This window comes from Billgrantia saliphila, from assembly GCF_002930105.1.
Lineage (GTDB): Bacteria > Pseudomonadota > Gammaproteobacteria > Pseudomonadales > Halomonadaceae > Halomonas > Halomonas saliphila.
Genome location: NZ_PJRN01000015.1, coordinates 11,229 through 28,591 on the forward strand (window position 1 = coordinate 11,229; position 17,363 = coordinate 28,591).

Consider the following 17,363-nt stretch of genomic DNA (forward strand, 5'->3'; position numbering starts at 1 on the left):
GGAGGTTGATGGATTTGTTCGCCAGTCTCGATGATTATGAGAAACAGATAAAGGAAAAGGGATGGGTTGTTTTCGAGGAGGTACTTTCTGCGAACTTTGTTAGCGAACTGAGAGAAGATTGCCTCAAGTGGATCGATATATGCAAGGGCTATCAGATTCGCAATGGGGTGAACGCCGACGGTGACGGTACGGCCCATCATTGCCTTGGCGCAGGCGACAGCATTGATCGTTACGTTGATATGCACCTCTTCCATCCGTATATCTCACGTTACTTCGGCGACGAGCCTTACATCTGCCATTCCCTGACGCCCATCGGTGGCTTTCCGGGGATGAGATCATATGTCCACAAGTTGCACCGGGATGTGCGCACCTTGATACCGGGCTACCCGCTGAAGCTGAACATGTTGGTTATGTGCGATGACTTCACGCCTCAGAACGGTACCCTGGTGTTGACGGGATCGCACAACCGCCCGGACAGGCCCAGCGACGAAGAATTCCAGCGCCTTCACGAGCGCATTGTGGGCCGGGCCGGATCGGTGGTGCTCTTCAACTCCACGTTGTGGCACAAGGGTGCCGATATTTCGGGCGACCGCGCCAGGGTGGCCTTGACGGTGGGATACGGGCGTGCCTACGTCAAACCGGCCATGGACTATGCCCGCATGCTCGGCGAGGAGTATGGAAAGACGCTCTCTCCGTTGACGCGTCAGGTGCTGGGGTACAACTCGCGAGTGCCCGTTAGCCTGGATGAGTGGTACCGACCGACCGAAGAGCGCCTCTACCATGCGGATCAGGGCTGAGATGGCGTTCGACCATGCTTTTCTGAAAAGCGTATCCCAGCAGGTGGGGGGGGCCTTCTACGTCTTCGATGAGGCCATCTTTCGGAGCAACTATCTGAGACTTCGGGAGCGACTGCGAGCGCATTGGCCGGGCACCGACGTGGCTTATGCCATTAAGGCCAACTACATGCCGGCGATCATCGATCTGCTGGCCGCCATGGAAGGCCATGCGGAGGTGGTCTCGCGCTTCGAGTACGACGTGGCCAGGCAGGCTCTGCCGGGAAAGCGGATCATCCTGAACGGCCCTATCAAGCGAGAAGCCGATTTGAGGCTCGCACTGGCAGCGGGGAGCCAGATCAACCTGGATTCCTTCCAGGAGATCGAGAGCCTCAAGCGGCTGTCCGGTGAGTTCGGGCGGCTGCGTGTAGGATTGAGGGTCTGCTTTCCGTCGCCTCACTTGACCAGCCGGTTCGGTTTCGAGGTCGACACGGGCGAGCTGGAGCGTGCGCTCGAGCAGCTTGAGAGCATCGATCGTGTCGAACTCGTGGCGCTGCACTGCCATGCCACCTGCAGGTCGCTCGGCGTCGAGGATCCCGTCAATCGAGTGCGTCAGCTATGCGATCTGGCTTCCGGCCTGCAGGCGGAACATCCCATCGAGACCCTCAATGTCGGCGGGGGGCTGCTGGGCGAAATGACGACGTTCCTCAAAACGCAGTTCCCCTTTCCGGTACCGACCCTGAATGCCTATGCGGACGCCATCGGAGAAGCCTTCGTGCGTCATCGTCCGTCCGCCGTGACGCGACTGGTGGTGGAGCCAGGGGTTTCGATGGTAGCCAATGCCATGTGCCTGGTAGCCAGGGTGATGGAGGTTCGCCAACGTCGTCATGGTTGGCAGGCATTGCTGGACACCAGCATCAACAGCGTCAATCCCACGCACTCCGGCATTCGGCCCGAGCTACATGCCGTGACTCCCCGTGTTCGGACATCGCGCCGCCGCCTCTTTCGGTTGGTAGGGCATACCTGCATGGAGCACGACGTCATCTGCGACGCACTGACCGCCGATCTCGAGGAGGGAGACTTTGTCGTCGTCGAGAACCGTGGCGCTTATTCCCTCAATTACACCCCTCCGTTCATCGTGCCTGCTCCAGCGGTAATCAATCGCCAAGGTGACGTATTGAAGCGAGCGGACGACGCCAGACAAGTACTGGGAAGCTACAGCCAGACATATTCTGATGCGCTTAAGGATGGCCACAATGAATGTTCTTTTGACGTGTGCGGGAAGGCGTAATTACCTGATTGCCTACTTCAGGGAGGCGCTTGGCGGATGCGGAAGACTGCTGGCTGCGGATTGCTGTGCCCATGCCGCGGCCCTTCAGGAAGCGGACGAGGGATTCATTCTGCCGCCGGTGGCTTCATCGGAATACGTGGAACAGCTACTGGCACTCTGTGCTTCGCAAAACGTCAAGCTGGTGGTGCCGCTGAACGATCATGAGTTGCCCATCCTGGCCCAGGCGCGTGCGCGGTTTCAGGAGATCGAGGTGGAAGTGCTGGTCTCCTCGCCAGAGGTGATCGAGCTGTCCGCCGACAAACTGGCCACGGTCAGGTTTGCCCTGTCGGCGGGCCTTCAGGCACCGCAGACGTTCGTGACGCTGGAGAGCGCGGTAAAGGCGCTGGAGCGAGAGGATATCGTCTTCCCCTTGATCGTGAAGCCTCGCTGGGGAACGGCCTCGCTGGGGATCGAATGGGTCTATGACAGTGAGACCCTCGAGCTGGCCTGGAGGCTGGCGAATCACCGTCTGCCGCGGCTTGGATTGCGTCACGGCACCTTCCCCGGCGAGGGGCTACTGATCCAGAGCGTGCTGCCCGGCCGAGAGTATGGGCTGGATGTGATCAATGATCTGAACGGGAATTATCGCGCCACCTTCGTCAAGCGCAAGCTATCGATGCGGGCAGGCGAGACCGATCGTGCAATCACCGAAGCCAGGCCGGAGCTGGTCGATGTGGGAAAGCGTATCGGTGAGGCGCTCGGGCACAGGGGAAACCTGGATTGCGATATCTTCTACGACGGTGAACGAGTCTACTTGCTTGATCTCAATCCGCGCTTCGGCGGCGGTTTTCCTTTCAGTGCCGAGGCGGGCGCCAACATGCTGTCCGCCTTGATTGCCTGGGTGCGCGGAGAGGAGCCTCCCCACGCTTGGGATGCCATTCGTGCCGGCATCACCAGCACGAAATGCGATCGTCTCGTTCGAGTGAACGGTTCGGAGAGTAGGGTAAGGGCCCAGGAAGCCAGAATGGCAGAGCCACGGCTGATGCCCTTGGTCGGTGTGGTCGGCCTCAATACCTAGCGCGTGTCCCGTTGCGCGAGACGCACCGAGGTCGCCCGCCGGATGGCGCCAGGGTGCAGTCGACGACACGAAGATGCCATCCGGGCCATCTCGCTTGTCCTCGGCAAGGAAGGCAAGCGAGAGGCTGGCGGCCGGGAGCGCGTCAGCCGGCGATGCGCTCGGCGATGGCGCGGCCCAGGCTCGCGGTACTGCCGGTGCCGCCGATGTCCGGGGTGAGCACGGTCTTGTCGCCCGCTTCGAGCACTGCCTCGAAGGCGGCAACGATGGCGTCGCCGGCTTCCTTGTGACCGAGGTGCTCGAGCATCATTGCGCCCGACCAGATCTGGCCGATGGGGTTGGCGATGCCCTTGCCCGCGATATCCGGCGCGCTGCCGTGGACCGGCTCGAACAGGCTGGGGAAGGTACCCGCGGGGTTGATGTTGGCCGAGGGCGCCACGCCGATGGTGCCGGTGCAGGCGGGGCCCAGGTCGGAGAGAATGTCGCCGAACAGGTTGCTCGCCACCACCACGTCGAACCAGTCGGGATGCATGACGAAGTTGGCGGTGAGAATGTCGATGTGGAACTTGTCGACGCTCACCTCGGGATAGTGGTTCGACATGTCCGCGACCCGTTCGTCCCACCACGGCATGGTGATGGCGATGCCGTTGGACTTGGTGGCCGAGGTGAGCTTGCGGCGAGGACGCGACTGGGCCAGGTCGAAGGCATAGGTGAGCACGCGATCGACCCCGGTGCGGGTCATCACCGTCTCCTGGATCACCACCTCGCGTTCGGTGCCCTCGAACATCTTGCCGCCGACGCTGGAGTACTCGCCCTCGGTGTTCTCGCGCACCACGTAGAAATCGATGTCGCCGGGGCGGCGATCGGCCAGGGGGCTTTTGATGCCGGGCAGCAGCTTGCACGGACGCAGGTTGACGTACTGGTCGAAGCGACGGCGGAACTGCAGCAGGGATCCCCACAGCGAGATATGGTCGGGTACCGTCTCCGGCCAGCCCACCGCGCCGTAGAAGATGGCGTCGAAGTCCTTGAGCTGCTCGAACCAGTCGTCCGGCATCATCTGGCCGTGTTTCGCGTAGTACTCGCAGCAGGCGAAGTCGAAGTGCTCCAGGCTCAGGTCGATGTCGAAGCGCTTGGCGGCCGCCTCGAGTGCGCGCAGGCCTTCGGGCATCACCTCGTTGCCGATGCCGTCGCCGGGAATGATGGCGATACGATGGGTCATGGTCTTCTCCTCAGGTGTTGGGGGACATGAAGCGGGTGATGCGCTCGAGCAGCGCCTCGGGAGCCTCCTCCGGAATGTAGTGACCGCAGGGCAACGCCTCGCCCTCGACCCGTTCGGCCACGGCGCGCCATTCGGCGAGCGGATCAAAGCAGCGTTCGATGATGCCGTGTTTGCCCCACAGCACACTGACGGGGCAGGCGATGCGGCGTCCCGCCTCGCGGTCGGCGCGGTCGTGCTCCAGGTCGATGCCGTTCGCGGCACGGTAGTCCTCGCACAGCGCATGGGCGGCGCCGGGCTGGGCCAGGCAGCGCTGGTACTCGGCGACGGCCGCCGGGTCGAAGGCGTCGAGCCTGGCGTGACGCCCACCCATGGTGCGGGTGATGTAGTCGGCGGGCGAGGCCTCGATCAAGGTCTCCGGCAGCGGTGCGGGCTGGATCAGGAAGAACCAATGGAAGTAGGCGGTGGCGAAGGCGCGGTCGGTCTGCTCGTACATGGCCAGCGTGGGGGCGATGTCGAGCAGCATGAGCTTCTCTACCGCTTGGGGGTGATCCATGACCAGGCGATGGGCGACCCGGGCGCCGCGGTCGTGGCCGCACAGGAAAAAACGCTCGAATCCCAGCTCGCGCATCACCGCGACCTGGTCGGCGGCCATGGCCCGCTTGCTGTAGTTGGCGTGATCCGGCTCGCCGGGTAGCTTTGACGAGTCGCCGTAGCCGCGCAGGTCGGTGGCCACCACGGTATACTGCCGCGAAAGCGGTGCGGCCAGGCGATGCCAGATCAGGTGGGTCTGGGGATGGCCGTGCAGCAGCAGCAAGGGTGGCCCCGAACCGCCGATGCGGCCGTGGATGCGGATGTCACCATTGGCGATGTCGAACGTACGATAGTCCTCAAACACGGGTAATCCTCGAGTCATGCGCTGCCCCCAGTCTAGCCCTTCGTTTTGCGGGGATAATTGGGCTGAATGGAAAGATATTGTTGAATCAGGGTGGAGAATGTCTTGGCCCAGCTCGATGACCTGATCTTCTTCCAGCACCTGGCGCGGGCGGGGAGCCTCACTGGCACGGCCCGCGAGCTGGGACTGTCGCTGTCGGCAGTGAGCAAGCGGCTCAAGCAGCTCGAGGCGCGTCTGGGTGTAGAGCTGGCCAGCCGCACCACTCGACGTCTGAGCCTGACCGCCGAGGGAGAGCGCTATCTGGAGCGGGGTTCGGTGATCCTCGAGGAGCTTGCCGAACTGGAGGAGGCGCTTGGCGAGCAGCGCGCGGCGCTGTCGGGGCCGCTCAAGGTGAATGCCACCTTCGGCTTCGGCCGCCGTCACGTGGCGCCGCTGCTCTCCGCCTTCTGCGCCCGGCATCCCGGCCTCGAGGCGGTGCTCGAGCTTTCCAACTACCCGCTGAGCCTGGGCGAACAAGGGTACGACGTCGCCGTTCGGGTCGGCGAGCCGCCCGATTCGCGGCTGGTGGCCAGGTGCATCCTGGCCAACCGGCGTGTATTGTGCGCCGCACCCGCTTATGCCGCGCGCATGGCCCCGCTGGTCACGCCCGCCGATCTCGTCGCTCATCCCTGCCTGGTACTGCGCGAGAACGACAGCGACTATGCCGTGTGGCGGTTCCAGCAATATGGCGATGTCGGTGCCGAGCAGGCGGTCAAGGTGGCCGGCCCTCTGGCCAGCAACGATGGCGAGGTGATCGTACGGCTGGCGCTCGAGGGGCACGGAATCGCGTTGCGCTCCTGGTGGGACGTACATGAGTTGCTGGAGCGCGGTGAGCTGGTGGAGCTGCTGCCGCAGTGGCGTGGCGTGCGAGCGGACTTCTACGCCGTCTATCAGCAACGGCGACATGTTCCGGCTCGCATCCGCGCTTTCGTTGCCTATCTTGAGCAAGAGATGCCTCGGCGGGTGACCCTGCCACATCGACCGGGACAAGATCAGGCCAAGAGGGCCACGAAAGGAGACAGGCGTCCTTGAACGTTCTCATGTTCACCAATACCTATGCGCCCATCGTGGGCGGGGTCAGCGAATCCGTACAGCGACTCAAGACGCAGCTGCAGTTGGCGGGACATGACGTGCTGGTAGTGGCGCCTCGCCTCGAGGGGCAGCCACGCAATGAAGCCGACGTAGTGCGTGTCGTGGCGGTGCAGCATTTCAACGGCAGCGATTTCTCGCTACCGGTACCCATCCCAGGCCAATTGGTCGAGGCAGTCGAGGCGTTCGATCCCGACGTGGTGCATTCCCATCATCCCTTCCTGCTGGGGGATACCGCGGCTCGGGTGGCCGACACCTACGGCCTGCCGCTGATCTTCACCCACCATACTCTCTACGAGCACTACACCCATTATGTGCCCGGCGACTCCACGATGATGCAGCGCTTCGCCAAGGCTCTGGCCACGGAGTACTCGCACATGTGCGACGAGGTAATCGCGCCCAGCGCGAGCATTCGCGATCTGCTGCTAGAGCGTGGCGCCAATGCCTCGATCTCGGTGGTGGCGAGTGGTGTCGATGTCGCACGCTTCGCCTCGGGAAACGGCAAGCTCTGGCGCGAGCGGCTTGGACTTCCCCATGACGCCTACGTCATCGGCCATCTGGGAAGGCTGGCGCGGGAGAAGAACCTGCTCTTCCTGGCCGAGTCGGTAGGGCTCGCACTCGAACGGCTGCCCGAGGCGCACTTCCTGGTGGTCGGCGACGGCGACGCCAGGGCGGCCATGCGCGAGATTGCCGAGCGGCGGGGCATCGCCGGGCGGGTGCATTTCACCGGCAACCTGCAGGGCCAGGCGCTGGTCGACGCCTATCACGCCATGGATGTCTTCGCCTTCGCTTCGCATAGCGAGACGCAGGGCATGGTGATTGCCGAGGCGATGGCCACGGGGCTTCCGGTGGTTGCCGTCGATGCGCCCGGTGTCAGGGAGATGATCGTCGATGAGCGCAACGGCCGCCTGCTGGCCGACGACGACGTCGAGGCCATGGCGCGGGCACTGGTGGCGCTGAGCGACGCCGAGCGGCGTCGGCCGATGGCGGCGTCGGCCCGCAGGATGGCCGAGAACGTCGACGAGTCGCGCTGCGCCGAACGGTGCCTGGCCGTCTATCGACGCGCCATCGCCGTGGGCGGCCCCTACACCCATGCCGACGAGGGGGGATGGGACCGCGTACGTGCCAGGCTCGGCGCCGAGTGGCGCATGCTGCGTCATCGCGGGCGGCTGCTCAAGCACATCGTTCAGGGAGAGTGGGATCAGGAGCGTCCGACCTGGTGGCCGGGGCGGCGCGAGCGGGAGACGGAGCTGCCCCCCAAGTGAGGCTCAGACCCGACGCTGCCGGCGCCGGTCGGCCCAGCGCTTGATACCGTAGAGCAGCGCGAGCCCGGCGACAATGCCGCCCGCCGCCCAGGCCAGCTCGTGGCGATCCTCGGCGGTCAGCAGCGTGCCGAGCTGGCTGCCGAGCAGGATGATGCCGGCGAGCCCGGGGGTCAGGCCGATGATCGTCCCCAGCATGTAGTCGCGAAAACGGATATGGAAGGCGCCGGCCATCATATTGGTCAGCGTGAAGGGTGCCAACGGTAGCAGGCTGACCAGCGTCATGGTGCGAATGCCGCGACCGGCCAGATAGCGCGACAGGCCGTGAAGGCGGGTGCCGCCATGGCGCAGCAGCGCGTCGCGCCCCAGCCGGCGCCCCAGCCAGAAGGTGACGACCGAGCCGGCGAGGGTGCCGATGAAGGAGTAGATGAAGCCCCATACGGGACCGAACAACAGGCCCGTGAGAACGACCAGTACGCTCAGCGGAAACATGGTCAGCGAAGCGACCAGATAGGCACTCACCACCACCGCGCCCGCCCAGGGCGTGTCGCGCCAGGCCAGCGAACCCTGCATCAACGCGAGCAGGGTATTGGCATCGAGCAGGTCGTTGGCCGCCAGCCACTGCCACAGCAGTCCCAGCGGTACGAGAACCGCGAGAGAGGCGAGGGCGAGCAGGACGGAGCGGGGCATCGAAGCGACCTATGCTGGGGAGAGGCTACAGCATAGGCGGGTCGCGCGAAGAGGCCAACCGGTTCGGCTCGCGTGGCGCTCAGGTGCTCTCGCCGATCAGCAGTTCGAAACCCACATCATGTTGGCGCCGCAGGACGCGCTTGCTCTCGAGGCGGCGGATCACCTCTTCGGCGGCGAGCTGCCCCATGTGCTGTCGCGGCGAGCGGATCGTGGTCAGGCGTGGCGTGACGTGCTGGCCAAGGGGCAGGCCGTTGAAGCCGGCGATGGCCATGTCGTCCGGCACGCTCAGCCCCCTTCGCTGGGCGTGCAGCAGCGCGCCGGTGGCCAGGTCGTCGTTGGCGAAGTGAATGGCGCTGATGCCCTCCCGGTGGGCCAGCGCGCACTCCAGTCCCTCGGCGCCGGCGTCCAGACTGCCGAGGGGGTCGAGCTCCAGCAGCGGCGCGTCGCATCCTGCCTGCTCGAGTACCTCGCGATGCCCGGCATAGCGCATTGCCGCGCGGTAATCGCCGCTCATCCGGGCGCCGACGAAGAGAACGCGGCGATGGCCTCGCTCGAGCAGATGCCGGGCCATGCAGCGTCCCGCCTCGGTATGGTCGAGCCCCACGTTAAGATCGAGCGCCTCGCCCAGCTCCATGACCTCCATGATCGGCTTGTCCCAGTTGGCCAGCAGGGTGCGGCAGGCCTCGCTGTGACGAAGGCCGGCGGTGACCAGCGCCGAGCAGGACCAGCCGAGGAAGGTGCGAATCAGCTGGTATTCGCGATCGATGTCGTAATCGGTATTGCCCAGCAGGATCTGGTAGCCCTGCGCCTCGAAGGTTTCCTGCAGCCCCTGGATCACCTCGATGAAGACGGTGTTGGCCAGCGACGGCACGATGACGGCGATGAAGCGCGAGCGGGCCGAGGCCAGGCTGCCGGCGGCCAGGTTGGGGACGTAGCCCAGGCGCTCCACGGCGGTGAGCACCCGGGCGCGAGTCTGCGCGTTGACCCGCTCGGGAGCGTTCAGCGCTCGCGAGGCGGTGATCGGCGACACGCCTGCGGCGTCCGCGACCTCCTTGAGGGTGGGCTGTTCCGAACCGCGGCGGCGTCTTGCTGGTGGGGCTTCATTAGACAATGGTCGCATCCTCCGGGCGGTTCCTTGCTGCCGGCCATTCGATCATCTACAACGATGATAGCGCTAACATGATAGCGCTACCATGCGCGCTTTACACCTGGCACATGTCGCGACGAGGCCGCGCGAACCGAGGAGACCGACTGTGAGCGACAGCACGACAACACCCCGGGTGGGCGTCATCGGTCTGGGGGCGATGGGGCTGGGCACGGCGACGGCCCTGCACGAACGCGGCCTGCCGGTGGTCGGCTGCGATATCGCCGAGTCGGCGTGCCGCGCCTTCGAACGTGTCGGTGGGCGCTGCGCGGGGTCTCCCGACGAGCTGGCGGCGGAATGCGACGTGGTGCTGACGATCGTGGTCAATGCCGAGCAGGTCGAGCGGGTGCTGTTCGGCGAAAGGGGCTTGGTGGACCGATTCAAGCCGGGCGGCTTATTGATCCAGTGCGCCACCGTGGCGCCGAGCCTGGCCAAGCGGCTCGCCGAGCGCCTGGCCGCGCACGGTATCGAGATGCTCGACGCCCCCATCAGCGGCGGAGCGGCCAAGGCGCGTTCGGGCAAGCTGTCGGTCATGGCCTCCGGCCGCGAGACGGCCTTCGCCAAGGCCGGGCCGGTGCTCGACGCCATGGCGGCCAGCGTCTACCGGCTGGGCGATGCGCCGGGTGTCGGCTCGAGCATGAAGCTGGTCAACCAGCTGCTCGCGGGCGTGCATATCGCCGCCGCGGCCGAAGCCATGGCGCTGGGGATTCGCATGGGGCTCGATCCGCAGACCGTCTTCGATGTCATCACCCACTCCGCCGGCAATTCCTGGATGTTCGAGAACCGAGTGCCGCACATCCTCGCCGGCGACTACACCCCGCTCTCGGCGGTGGACATCTTCGTCAAGGATCTCAACATCGTGCACGAGACCGGCCGCGAGCTGGCCATGACGACGCCGATCGCGGCCAGTGCCCTGCAGCAGTTCACCGCCGCCAAGGGCGCCGGTTTCGGCCGCGAGGACGACGCGGCGGTGATCAAGGTCTACCAGCGGCTTGGCGGCATCGCCTTGCCCGAAGCGGCCAATGACGGAGGCGTATGAGCATGCCGATCATGCTGGGCGCCATCGCCGACGACTTCACCGGCGCGACGGATCTCGCCAACAACCTGGTACGAGGCGGCATGCGCTGCGTGCAGTTGATCGGCGTGCCCGAGCGTCCCTTGGCGCAGCTGATCGAGGGCAGCGGCGACGTCGATGCCGTCGTCGTGGCGCTGAAGTCGCGCTCGTGCCCGGTCGACGAGGCGCTCCGCGACGCACTGCGAGCCCTCGAGTGGCTGTGCGCCGAGGGCGCCCGGCAATGCTTCTTCAAGTACTGCTCCACCTTCGATTCCACCGAGCGCGGCAATATCGGGCCGGTCAGCGAGGCGCTGCTGGCTAGGCTCGAGGGGCGCGTCACGGTGATGGTTCCCGCTTTCCCGGTCAACGGCCGCACCGTCTACCAGGGCCACCTGTTCGTCGGCGACCGCCTGCTCAGCGAGAGCGGCATGCAGGATCACCCGCTGACGCCGATGCGAGACGCCGATCTGGTGCGGGTGCTGGCGCGCCAGAGCGAGCACCCCGTCGGCCTGCTGGCCTGGCAGACGCTGGCCCGCGGCGCCCAGGCCGCGCGCTCGTGCCTCGAGAAGTTGGCCGGGCAGGGCGTGCGCCAGGTGGTCTGCGATACCTTGAGCGAAGCCGACCTGGCGACGCTCGCCGAAGCGGTGGTCGATCTGCCGCTGGTTACCGGTGGCTCCGGCCTCGGCCAGGCGCTGCCGGCGCATTACCGCCGCCGTGGCTGGCTGGGGGAGGTGGCATCGCCCGGCGCCCTGGCGCCGGCCTCGGGTGGCGCCCTGGTGCTTGCCGGCAGTTGCTCGCGGGCGACGCTGGGCCAGGTCGATGCCTTCCTGGCGCGCCATCCCGGTTTCGCCCTCGACCCGATGGCCCTGGCCGAAGGGCCGGCGCATCGGGAGGAGGCATTGACCTTTGCCCGGCACCAACTGGCCAACGGCGGGCCGGCGCTGATCTATGCTTCGGCCGGCGCCGAACGCCTGCGGCGGGTCCAGCAGGCCCTCGGCAGGGAGCGCGCGGGCGAACTGGTGGAGCAAGCGCTGGGCCACCTGGCCCGTGTCCTGGTCGCCGAAGGCGTGGGGCGGCTGGTGGTCGCGGGGGGCGAGAGCGCCGGTGCGGTGGTGTCGGCACTCGGCCTGCAGGCGCTGCGCATCGGCGAGCAGATCGACCCCGGTGTGCCCTGGACCCAGGCCACCGTCGTGGGGCGCGAAACACCCCTTTCGCTGGCGCTGAAGTCGGGCAACTTCGGGCGCGAGGACTTCTTCCTGCGCGCCTTCGAGACGCTGCCGACGACCGGCGGCGAAGGAGGAAGGGCATGAGCACCGCCGACCGCAACCGCCTGCGCGAGCGGATCGCCACGCTGGGCAGGTCGCTGTTCGACCGCGGCCTGACGATGGGCTCGAGCGGCAACATCAGCGTGCGCCTGGAGGATGGTGGCTGGCTGATGACGCCGACCAATGCCTGCCTGGGGCGGCTGGATCCGGCGCGCATATCGCAGCTCGACCGCGACGGACGCCTGCTCGACGGCGACGCCCCGACCAAGGAGAGCTTCCTGCACCGGGCGATGTACGACGAGCGGCCGCAGTCGGGGGCCATCGTGCATCTGCATTCGACCCATTCGGTGGTGGTCTCCTGCCTCCCAGACGTCGACCCCCGCGACTGCATTCCGCCGCTCACCGCCTACTACGTGATGCGCGTGGGCCGGCTGCCGCTGGTGCCCTATCACGTACCGGGCGACCCGGCACTGGGCGACGCCGTGCGCGGGCTGGCCGGCCGCCACAGTGCCGTGCTGCTGGCCAACCACGGACCGGTGGTGGCGGGAAGGGATCTGGATGCGGCGGTCTACGCCACCGAGGAGCTCGAGGAGACGGCACGGCTACACCTGCTGCTGCGCGGACACGATCCGCGCGTATTGACGCCTGAGCAGGTCGCCGAACTCGAGGCGCGCTTCCCGCGCGATTGACACGAAACGACGAGACACATCGATGATTCGACTGGCTGCCAATCTCTCCATGCTATTCACCGAGCACGCCTTCCTCGACCGTATCAAGGCGGCTGCCGAGGCGGGCTTTCGCGGTGTGGAATACCTGTTCCCCTACGCCCACGACCCGCAGGTGCTGGCAGCAGCGCTGCGCGCGGCCGGCGTCGAGCAGGTGCTGTTCAACCTGCCGCCCGGCGACTGGGACGCCGGCGAGCGCGGCCTGGCCAGCCTGCCCGGGCGCGAGGCCGAGTTTCGCGACAGCGTGATCGAGGCGTTGCGCTACGCCGAGGCGCTGGGGTGCCCGCGCGTGCACGCCATGGCCGGGCGGCTGCCGGTGGACGCCGACGCCAAGACGCGCGCCGCCCATCATGCCACCTATGTGGCCAACCTGCGCTTTGCCGCCGCCGAGGCGGCCAAGGTGGGACGCCAGGTGCTGATCGAGCCGATCAACACCCGCGACATGCCGGGATATTTTCTCGCGCGCCAGGTCCAGGCCATGGCGGTGCTCGAGGAGGTGGGCGCCAGCAACCTGCGCCTGCAGCTGGATCTGTACCACTGCCAGGTCACGGAGGGCGACCTGATTCGCCATCTGGAGCGCCAGTTCGCCGCCGTCGCCCATGTGCAGGTCGCCGGCGTGCCGGAGCGCTGCGAGCCGGACGTCGGCGAAGTGCACTATCCAGCGCTGTTCGAACGCCTCGAGCGGCTTGGCTACGAGGGATGGGTCGGTTGCGAGTATCGCCCCGCCGGCTCCACTCGGGTGGGCCTGGGCTGGGGGCGGCGCTACGGCCTGCGCCCCTGAAGTCCGGCAACGCGAACGGTGACACGACGAACAACAACGACAGCGGGACGAAACGCCATGCATATCCTCATCACCGGCGCCGCCGGTTTTCTCGGCCAGCGCCTCGTCGCTCGCCTGCTCGAACGCGGTGAGCTGCAAGGGCATGCCATTCAGCGCCTGACCCTCATCGACCAGATCGAGCCCCCTTCGTCCGACAGCGACACGGTCGAGATCTATCGACACGCAGTGGATATCGCCGAACCCGGCGCGCTGGGCGACGTGCTCGATGCGCGTCCGCATGTCATCTATCACCTGGCCGCCGTGGTCAGCTCGGCCGCCGAGGCCGACCTGGACCTGGGCATGGAGGTGAACTTCGATGCCACCTGCGAGCTGCTCGAGGGCTGCCGGACGCGAGGCTTGACCACGACCCGCCTGGTAATGGCCAGCTCGGTGGCGGCCTACGGCGGCGACCTGCCCGCGGTGCTCGATGACATGACCGCGCTGCAGCCGCAGAACTCCTACGGCACCCAGAAGGCCATGTGCGAACTGCTGATCAACGACTACAGTCGCCGCGGCCTGATCGACGGCTGCGTGCTGCGCCTGCCCACCATCATCGTACGCCCGGGGCGCCCCAACGCCGCCGCCTCGAGCTTTGCCTCAAGCATTCTGCGGGAGCCGCTGAACGGCGAGGACGCCATCTGCCCGGTGGCCACCGACCTGGCAATGTTCGTGATGTCTCCGGCACGGGTGATCGAGGCCCTGGTGCACGGCGCCGAGGTACCGGGGGAGGCGCTGGCGCCGTTTCGCGCCTTCATGCTGCCCGGCATCACGGTCACCGTGGCGGAGATGCTCGAAGCCCTGCGCCAGGTCGCCGGCGAACAGGCCCTGGCGCGGGTCCGTCACGAGCGCGACCCGCGTATCGAAGCCATCGTCGCCAGCTGGCCCGCGCGCTTCGACATCCGACGCGCCCGGGAACTGGGCTTCGCCGGCGATCGCAGCCTCGACGAGATCGTCGCTGCCTTCCTGGCGGAGAACGCACCCGCTCGAACCGGAGCATGACGCCGCGGCGGCCCCACGCCGTCCGGCCCACCCCAAGGGGTTTCACAACAAGAGAGGTAATAACAATGAAGACTCACGCACGCCACACTCTCTGCGCCACCATCGGGGGCCTTTCCACCCTGGCGCTCTCCATCATGGCGGCCAACGTCCAGGCGGCCCAGGAGGTCAGCCTCGGCCACACACTGTCCTCTTCCTCCCACTACGCCGTGGGGGCGAAGGCCTTCAAGGAGACGCTCGAAAAACTCAGCGACGGCGCCTTCACGGTTACCGAGCACCCGTCCGGGGCGCTGGGCGGCGAGCGGGAGATGATCGAGGGGCTGCAGATCGGCACCGTGGACATCGTCATCACTTCCACCGGGCCGCTCGGCAACTTCGTGCCCGAGACCTACGTGCTCGACCTGCCGTTCCTGTTCGAGAACTACGACCAGGCGCGCTGCGTGCTGGACAGCGAGCTCGGCGACGAGTTGCTGGAGAAGATGGCCGACCACGACCTGGCCGGCCTGGCCTGGTCGGAGAACGGCTTTCGCCACCTGACCAATAACGAGCGCGCGGTGACCAGTCCCGACGATGCCGAAGGGCTGCGGGTGCGCACCATGGAAAACGAGGTGCATCAGGAAGCGTTCCGCCAACTGGGCGCGCGACCCACGCCGATGGCGTTTCCGGAGCTGTTCACCGCGTTGCAGCAGGGCACCGTGGATGGCCAGGAGAATCCCATCACGGTGATCGTCGCCACCAATTTCTGGGAGGTACAGGATCACCTTTCGTTGACCGGCCACGTCTACTCGCCGGCCGTGGTGCTGGGCTCGCCGCTCCTGCTCGATGGGCTGAGCGACGAGGAGCGCGAATGGTTCCGCGAAGCCGCCCGTGCCTCGGCCGAGGCCACTCGGGCTGAAGTGTCGCGACTGGAAGAGGAGGGCGTGGCGCTACTGGAGGAGCGTGGCATGACGGTTCAGACCGATATCGACATCGCTCCCTTCCAGGAGGCCGTCGAGCCGGCCTACCAGATCTTCACCGACCAGCATGGCAGCGAGATGCTGGAGCGTATACAGGAGAAGGCCGGCAGCTGCTGAGGAAACGCTGACGCTCTGTTCAGTGCTTCCTGAGGGAAGTTTCCAAACCGTGCCCCGGCCTATGCCGGGGCACACCGGCAGGAATCGTGCGCCCATGGTGGACCTGTTTCTTCGTTTCGAGCGCCAGTTGACGCGCCTGGCCCTGGCCCTCGCCGTGATCATGCTGGTGGTTTCGGTCACGCTCAGCTTCTACCAGGTGCTCACGCGCTTCGTGTTCAACGCGCCCTCCACCTGGTCGGAGGTGGCCGCACGCACGGCGATGATCTGGTGCGTGTTCATGGCCGCGGCCGCGACCTTCCGCGGGGGTTACATGATGGCCGTCGAGGTGATCTACAAGCTCGTACCGCAACGCTTGGTGCTGCTTCTCGAGCTGGCCATCGTGGCGTGCTGCCTGGCGGTGCTGACGGTGTTGATCCACTTCGGCCTGCAGATGACCCTGCGGGTCGCGAACCAGACCATGTCGGGCATGAACATCTCCATGTCCTACGCCTACGCGGCAATTCCCGTCGGCGCCGGCTTCGCCATCGTCGCGGTCCTCGCCCGCCTGCTGGCGCAGATCACCGGGCGCGAGCCGGTGGGGCCGGAGGCGAGCGAGGTCGGCACAGAGGCCGAGATACCGCAGAGCCCGCCGATGCGTCGCGAGCTCCAGGACGACTCGAACGCGAGCGCCGAACCGGGGGAGACGCGGCCATGAATCTCGTCATCGGCCTGTCGCTGATCATCCTCTTCGCCTTCGGCGTGCCGATCGCCGTCTCGATCATGCTGGCGTCGATCATCGGCATTGAGTTCTTCTCACGGCTGCCGCTGCTGCTGGTACCGCAGCAGATGTTCATCGGCATCGACAAGTTTCCGCTGATGGCGATTCCTTTCTTCATCCTCGCCGGCAACCTGATGGCGGCAGGGGGCATTTCGCAGCGCCTGGTGGATCTCGCCAAGTCGATCGTCGGCGGCGTCCAGGGCGGGTTGGCGATGACCTGCGTGCTGACCTGCATGATGTTCGCCGCGGTTTCGGGCTCGAGCGTGGCCACAACCTTCGCCATCGGCGCCATCCTGATCCCGGCAATGGTACGCCATGGCTATCCCAAGCCGCTGGCGGCCTCGATCCAGGCCACCTCGGCGGAGCTCGGCGTGCTGATACCGCCGTCGATTCCGTTGATCCTGTTCGGCGTCAGCACCGACACCTCCATCGGCCAGCTGTTCCTGGCCGGCGTCGGGCCGGGGCTGTTGATCGGCATCGCGCTGATCGCCTTCCTCTACCTGTTCTGCAAGCTGCGCGGCTATGGCCTAGAAGATCACAAGGACAGCACCGGCTTCATGGTCTCGTTCCGGCGCGCCTGGGCCGCCCTGCTGATGCCCGTCGTGGTCATCGGCGGTATCTACGGCGGGGTGTTCACCCCGACCGAAGCGTCGGCCGTCGCCGTGTTCTATGCGCTGGTGGTGGGTGGGCTCTACTATCGCGAACTGAAGGCAGCCGACCTGTGGCCGATCCTGCGCCAGAGCGTGGTCTCCACGGCCGCGGTGATGCTGATCATCGCCGCCGCCTCGCTGTTCAGCTTCCTGATCAGTCGTACCGGGCTGCCGGGCCAGATCGCCGGCTGGGTCACCGAGGTCTTCGACGCTCCGATGTCCTTCCTGCTGGCGGTCAACGCTCTGCTGCTGGTCGTCGGCATGTTCATCGAGACCTCGGCGGCCATCCTGGTGCTGGCCCCGATTCTGACGCCGATCGCCATTCAGTTCGGCGTCCATCCGGTGCATTTCGGCCTGATCATGGTAGTCAACCTGGCGCTGGGCATGATCACGCCGCCGCTGGGGGTCAACCTGTTCGCCGCCTGCGCGGTGGCACGCATCTCCATCGACCAGATGCTGCCCTGGCTGCTGCGCTTCGTGCTTGTGGTGCTGGCTTGCCTGATGGCCATCACCTACATGCCGTGGATATCGATGGGACTGGTCGATCTGCTGTATTGAAGATGCTGGACT

The 17,363-nt window shown here is 66.3% G+C and carries 17 protein-coding genes; 13 read left to right on the forward strand and 4 right to left on the reverse strand.

Translation table 11 applies throughout. From position 1 onward, the window contains the following. Positions 1-8 precede the first annotated feature (8 nt). From CYJ07_RS15780 to CYJ07_RS15790, 3 genes are read left to right on the forward strand one after another with little or no spacing between them, the layout of a single operon-like run. The gene (locus CYJ07_RS15780) at positions 9-797 is read left to right on the forward strand and encodes a phytanoyl-CoA dioxygenase family protein (protein WP_197038400.1); all 789 of its coding nucleotides are present in this window, start codon (positions 9-11) and stop codon (positions 795-797) included. Next, positions 781-2,064: a type III PLP-dependent enzyme domain-containing protein gene (locus tag CYJ07_RS15785; RefSeq protein ID WP_197038401.1), complete on the forward strand. Its 1,284-nt coding sequence runs from the start codon at positions 781-783 to the stop codon at positions 2,062-2,064. Before CYJ07_RS15780 ends, CYJ07_RS15785 begins: the two co-directional genes overlap by 17 nt. Then, the gene (locus CYJ07_RS15790; RefSeq protein ID WP_197038402.1) at positions 2,030-3,121 is read left to right on the forward strand and encodes an ATP-grasp domain-containing protein; all 1,092 of its coding nucleotides are present in this window, start codon (positions 2,030-2,032) and stop codon (positions 3,119-3,121) included. The genes CYJ07_RS15785 and CYJ07_RS15790 overlap by 35 nt, the downstream gene beginning before the upstream one ends. A 142-nt stretch (positions 3,122-3,263) precedes the next feature. On the opposite strand, the gene CYJ07_RS15795 is transcribed toward CYJ07_RS15790, so the two are convergent. Both CYJ07_RS15795 and CYJ07_RS15800 read right to left on the reverse strand, forming a co-directional pair. Continuing rightward, positions 3,264-4,337, reverse strand: coding sequence for a tartrate dehydrogenase (locus CYJ07_RS15795; protein ID WP_104204679.1), 1,074 nt, complete (start codon positions 4,335-4,337; stop codon positions 3,264-3,266). A gap of 10 nt (positions 4,338-4,347) precedes the next feature. Then, entirely contained in the window at positions 4,348-5,232 is an 885-nt protein-coding gene (locus CYJ07_RS15800) for an alpha/beta fold hydrolase (protein WP_197038403.1), read from the reverse strand. A gap of 102 nt (positions 5,233-5,334) precedes the next feature. Between CYJ07_RS15800 and CYJ07_RS15805 the strand changes: the two genes are divergently transcribed. Together CYJ07_RS15805 and CYJ07_RS15810 are read left to right on the forward strand one after the other, a co-directional pair. Continuing rightward, entirely contained in the window at positions 5,335-6,300 is a 966-nt protein-coding gene (locus tag CYJ07_RS15805; RefSeq protein ID WP_104204681.1) for a LysR family transcriptional regulator, read from the forward strand. Then, positions 6,297-7,622, forward strand: coding sequence for a glycosyltransferase (locus CYJ07_RS15810; protein WP_104204682.1), 1,326 nt, complete (start codon positions 6,297-6,299; stop codon positions 7,620-7,622). Before CYJ07_RS15805 ends, CYJ07_RS15810 begins: the two co-directional genes overlap by 4 nt. Before the next feature lie 3 nt (positions 7,623-7,625). Here the strand turns inward: CYJ07_RS15810 and CYJ07_RS15815 are convergent, their stop codons facing one another. Further along, the gene (locus tag CYJ07_RS15815) at positions 7,626-8,309 is read right to left on the reverse strand and encodes a TVP38/TMEM64 family protein (RefSeq protein ID WP_104204683.1); all 684 of its coding nucleotides are present in this window, start codon (positions 8,307-8,309) and stop codon (positions 7,626-7,628) included. Positions 8,310-8,388: 79 nt separating this feature from the next. Then, positions 8,389-9,429, reverse strand: a complete 1,041-nt coding sequence (locus tag CYJ07_RS15820; protein WP_104204684.1) for a LacI family DNA-binding transcriptional regulator — start codon at positions 9,427-9,429, stop codon at positions 8,389-8,391. Between the two features lie 73 nt (positions 9,430-9,502). Here CYJ07_RS15820 and ltnD point away from each other — a divergent pair, with 73 nt between their 5' ends. The 8 genes from ltnD (at position 9,503) to CYJ07_RS15860 (ending at position 17,351) form a co-directional block, all read left to right on the forward strand. Next, the gene (gene ltnD / locus CYJ07_RS15825) at positions 9,503-10,492 is read left to right on the forward strand and encodes an L-threonate dehydrogenase (protein WP_104204685.1); all 990 of its coding nucleotides are present in this window, start codon (positions 9,503-9,505) and stop codon (positions 10,490-10,492) included. Positions 10,493-10,494: 2 nt separating this feature from the next. Further along, positions 10,495-11,817 carry a 3-oxo-tetronate kinase gene (gene otnK / locus CYJ07_RS15830; protein WP_104204686.1) on the forward strand — a complete coding sequence of 441 codons (1,323 nt, stop codon included), beginning with the start codon at positions 10,495-10,497 and terminating at the stop codon, positions 11,815-11,817. Continuing rightward, the gene (otnC, locus tag CYJ07_RS15835) at positions 11,814-12,461 is read left to right on the forward strand and encodes a 3-oxo-tetronate 4-phosphate decarboxylase (RefSeq protein WP_104204687.1); all 648 of its coding nucleotides are present in this window, start codon (positions 11,814-11,816) and stop codon (positions 12,459-12,461) included. The genes otnK and otnC overlap by 4 nt, the downstream gene beginning before the upstream one ends. 22 nt (positions 12,462-12,483) lie before the next feature. Next, complete coding sequence (gene otnI / locus CYJ07_RS15840) at positions 12,484-13,278, forward strand: 2-oxo-tetronate isomerase (RefSeq protein WP_104204688.1); 795 nt, start codon at positions 12,484-12,486, stop codon at positions 13,276-13,278. Between the two features lie 57 nt (positions 13,279-13,335). After that, positions 13,336-14,316, forward strand: coding sequence for a D-erythronate dehydrogenase (gene denD, locus CYJ07_RS15845; RefSeq protein ID WP_104204689.1), 981 nt, complete (start codon positions 13,336-13,338; stop codon positions 14,314-14,316). A gap of 65 nt (positions 14,317-14,381) precedes the next feature. Further along, a complete protein-coding gene (locus CYJ07_RS15850) occupies positions 14,382-15,386 on the forward strand; it encodes a TRAP transporter substrate-binding protein (protein ID WP_104204690.1) in 1,005 nt (334 codons plus the stop codon). Between the two features lie 94 nt (positions 15,387-15,480). Continuing rightward, positions 15,481-16,080 carry a TRAP transporter small permease gene (locus tag CYJ07_RS15855; RefSeq protein WP_104204691.1) on the forward strand — a complete coding sequence of 200 codons (600 nt, stop codon included), beginning with the start codon at positions 15,481-15,483 and terminating at the stop codon, positions 16,078-16,080. Further along, positions 16,077-17,351: a TRAP transporter large permease gene (locus CYJ07_RS15860; RefSeq protein WP_104204692.1), complete on the forward strand. Its 1,275-nt coding sequence runs from the start codon at positions 16,077-16,079 to the stop codon at positions 17,349-17,351. The genes CYJ07_RS15855 and CYJ07_RS15860 overlap by 4 nt, the downstream gene beginning before the upstream one ends. Positions 17,352-17,363 lie beyond the last annotated feature (12 nt).

What these genes read in the sequence shown, in the direction of transcription:
- CYJ07_RS15855 (WP_104204691.1), top strand. Translation starts at nt 15,481, where the DNA reads ATGGTGGACCTGTTTCTTCGTTTCGAGCGCCAGTTGACGCGCCTGGCC.
- CYJ07_RS15850 (WP_104204690.1), top strand. Translation starts at nt 14,382, where the DNA reads ATGAAGACTCACGCACGCCACACTCTCTGCGCCACCATCGGGGGCCTT.
- CYJ07_RS15820 (WP_104204684.1), bottom strand. Translation starts at nt 9,429, where the DNA reads ATGCGACCATTGTCTAATGAAGCCCCACCAGCAAGACGCCGCCGCGGT.
- ltnD (WP_104204685.1), top strand. Translation starts at nt 9,503, where the DNA reads ATGCGCGCTTTACACCTGGCACATGTCGCGACGAGGCCGCGCGAACCG.
- otnC (WP_104204687.1), top strand. Translation starts at nt 11,814, where the DNA reads ATGAGCACCGCCGACCGCAACCGCCTGCGCGAGCGGATCGCCACGCTG.
- otnK (WP_104204686.1), top strand. Translation starts at nt 10,495, where the DNA reads ATGCCGATCATGCTGGGCGCCATCGCCGACGACTTCACCGGCGCGACG.
- CYJ07_RS15785 (WP_197038401.1), top strand. Translation starts at nt 781, where the DNA reads ATGCGGATCAGGGCTGAGATGGCGTTCGACCATGCTTTTCTGAAAAGC.
- denD (WP_104204689.1), top strand. Translation starts at nt 13,336, where the DNA reads ATGCATATCCTCATCACCGGCGCCGCCGGTTTTCTCGGCCAGCGCCTC.
- CYJ07_RS15780 (WP_197038400.1), top strand. Translation starts at nt 9, where the DNA reads ATGGATTTGTTCGCCAGTCTCGATGATTATGAGAAACAGATAAAGGAA.
- CYJ07_RS15790 (WP_197038402.1), top strand. Translation starts at nt 2,030, where the DNA reads ATGAATGTTCTTTTGACGTGTGCGGGAAGGCGTAATTACCTGATTGCC.
- CYJ07_RS15860 (WP_104204692.1), top strand. Translation starts at nt 16,077, where the DNA reads ATGAATCTCGTCATCGGCCTGTCGCTGATCATCCTCTTCGCCTTCGGC.
- otnI (WP_104204688.1), top strand. Translation starts at nt 12,484, where the DNA reads ATGATTCGACTGGCTGCCAATCTCTCCATGCTATTCACCGAGCACGCC.
- CYJ07_RS15795 (WP_104204679.1), bottom strand. Translation starts at nt 4,337, where the DNA reads ATGACCCATCGTATCGCCATCATTCCCGGCGACGGCATCGGCAACGAG.
- CYJ07_RS15815 (WP_104204683.1), bottom strand. Translation starts at nt 8,309, where the DNA reads ATGCCCCGCTCCGTCCTGCTCGCCCTCGCCTCTCTCGCGGTTCTCGTA.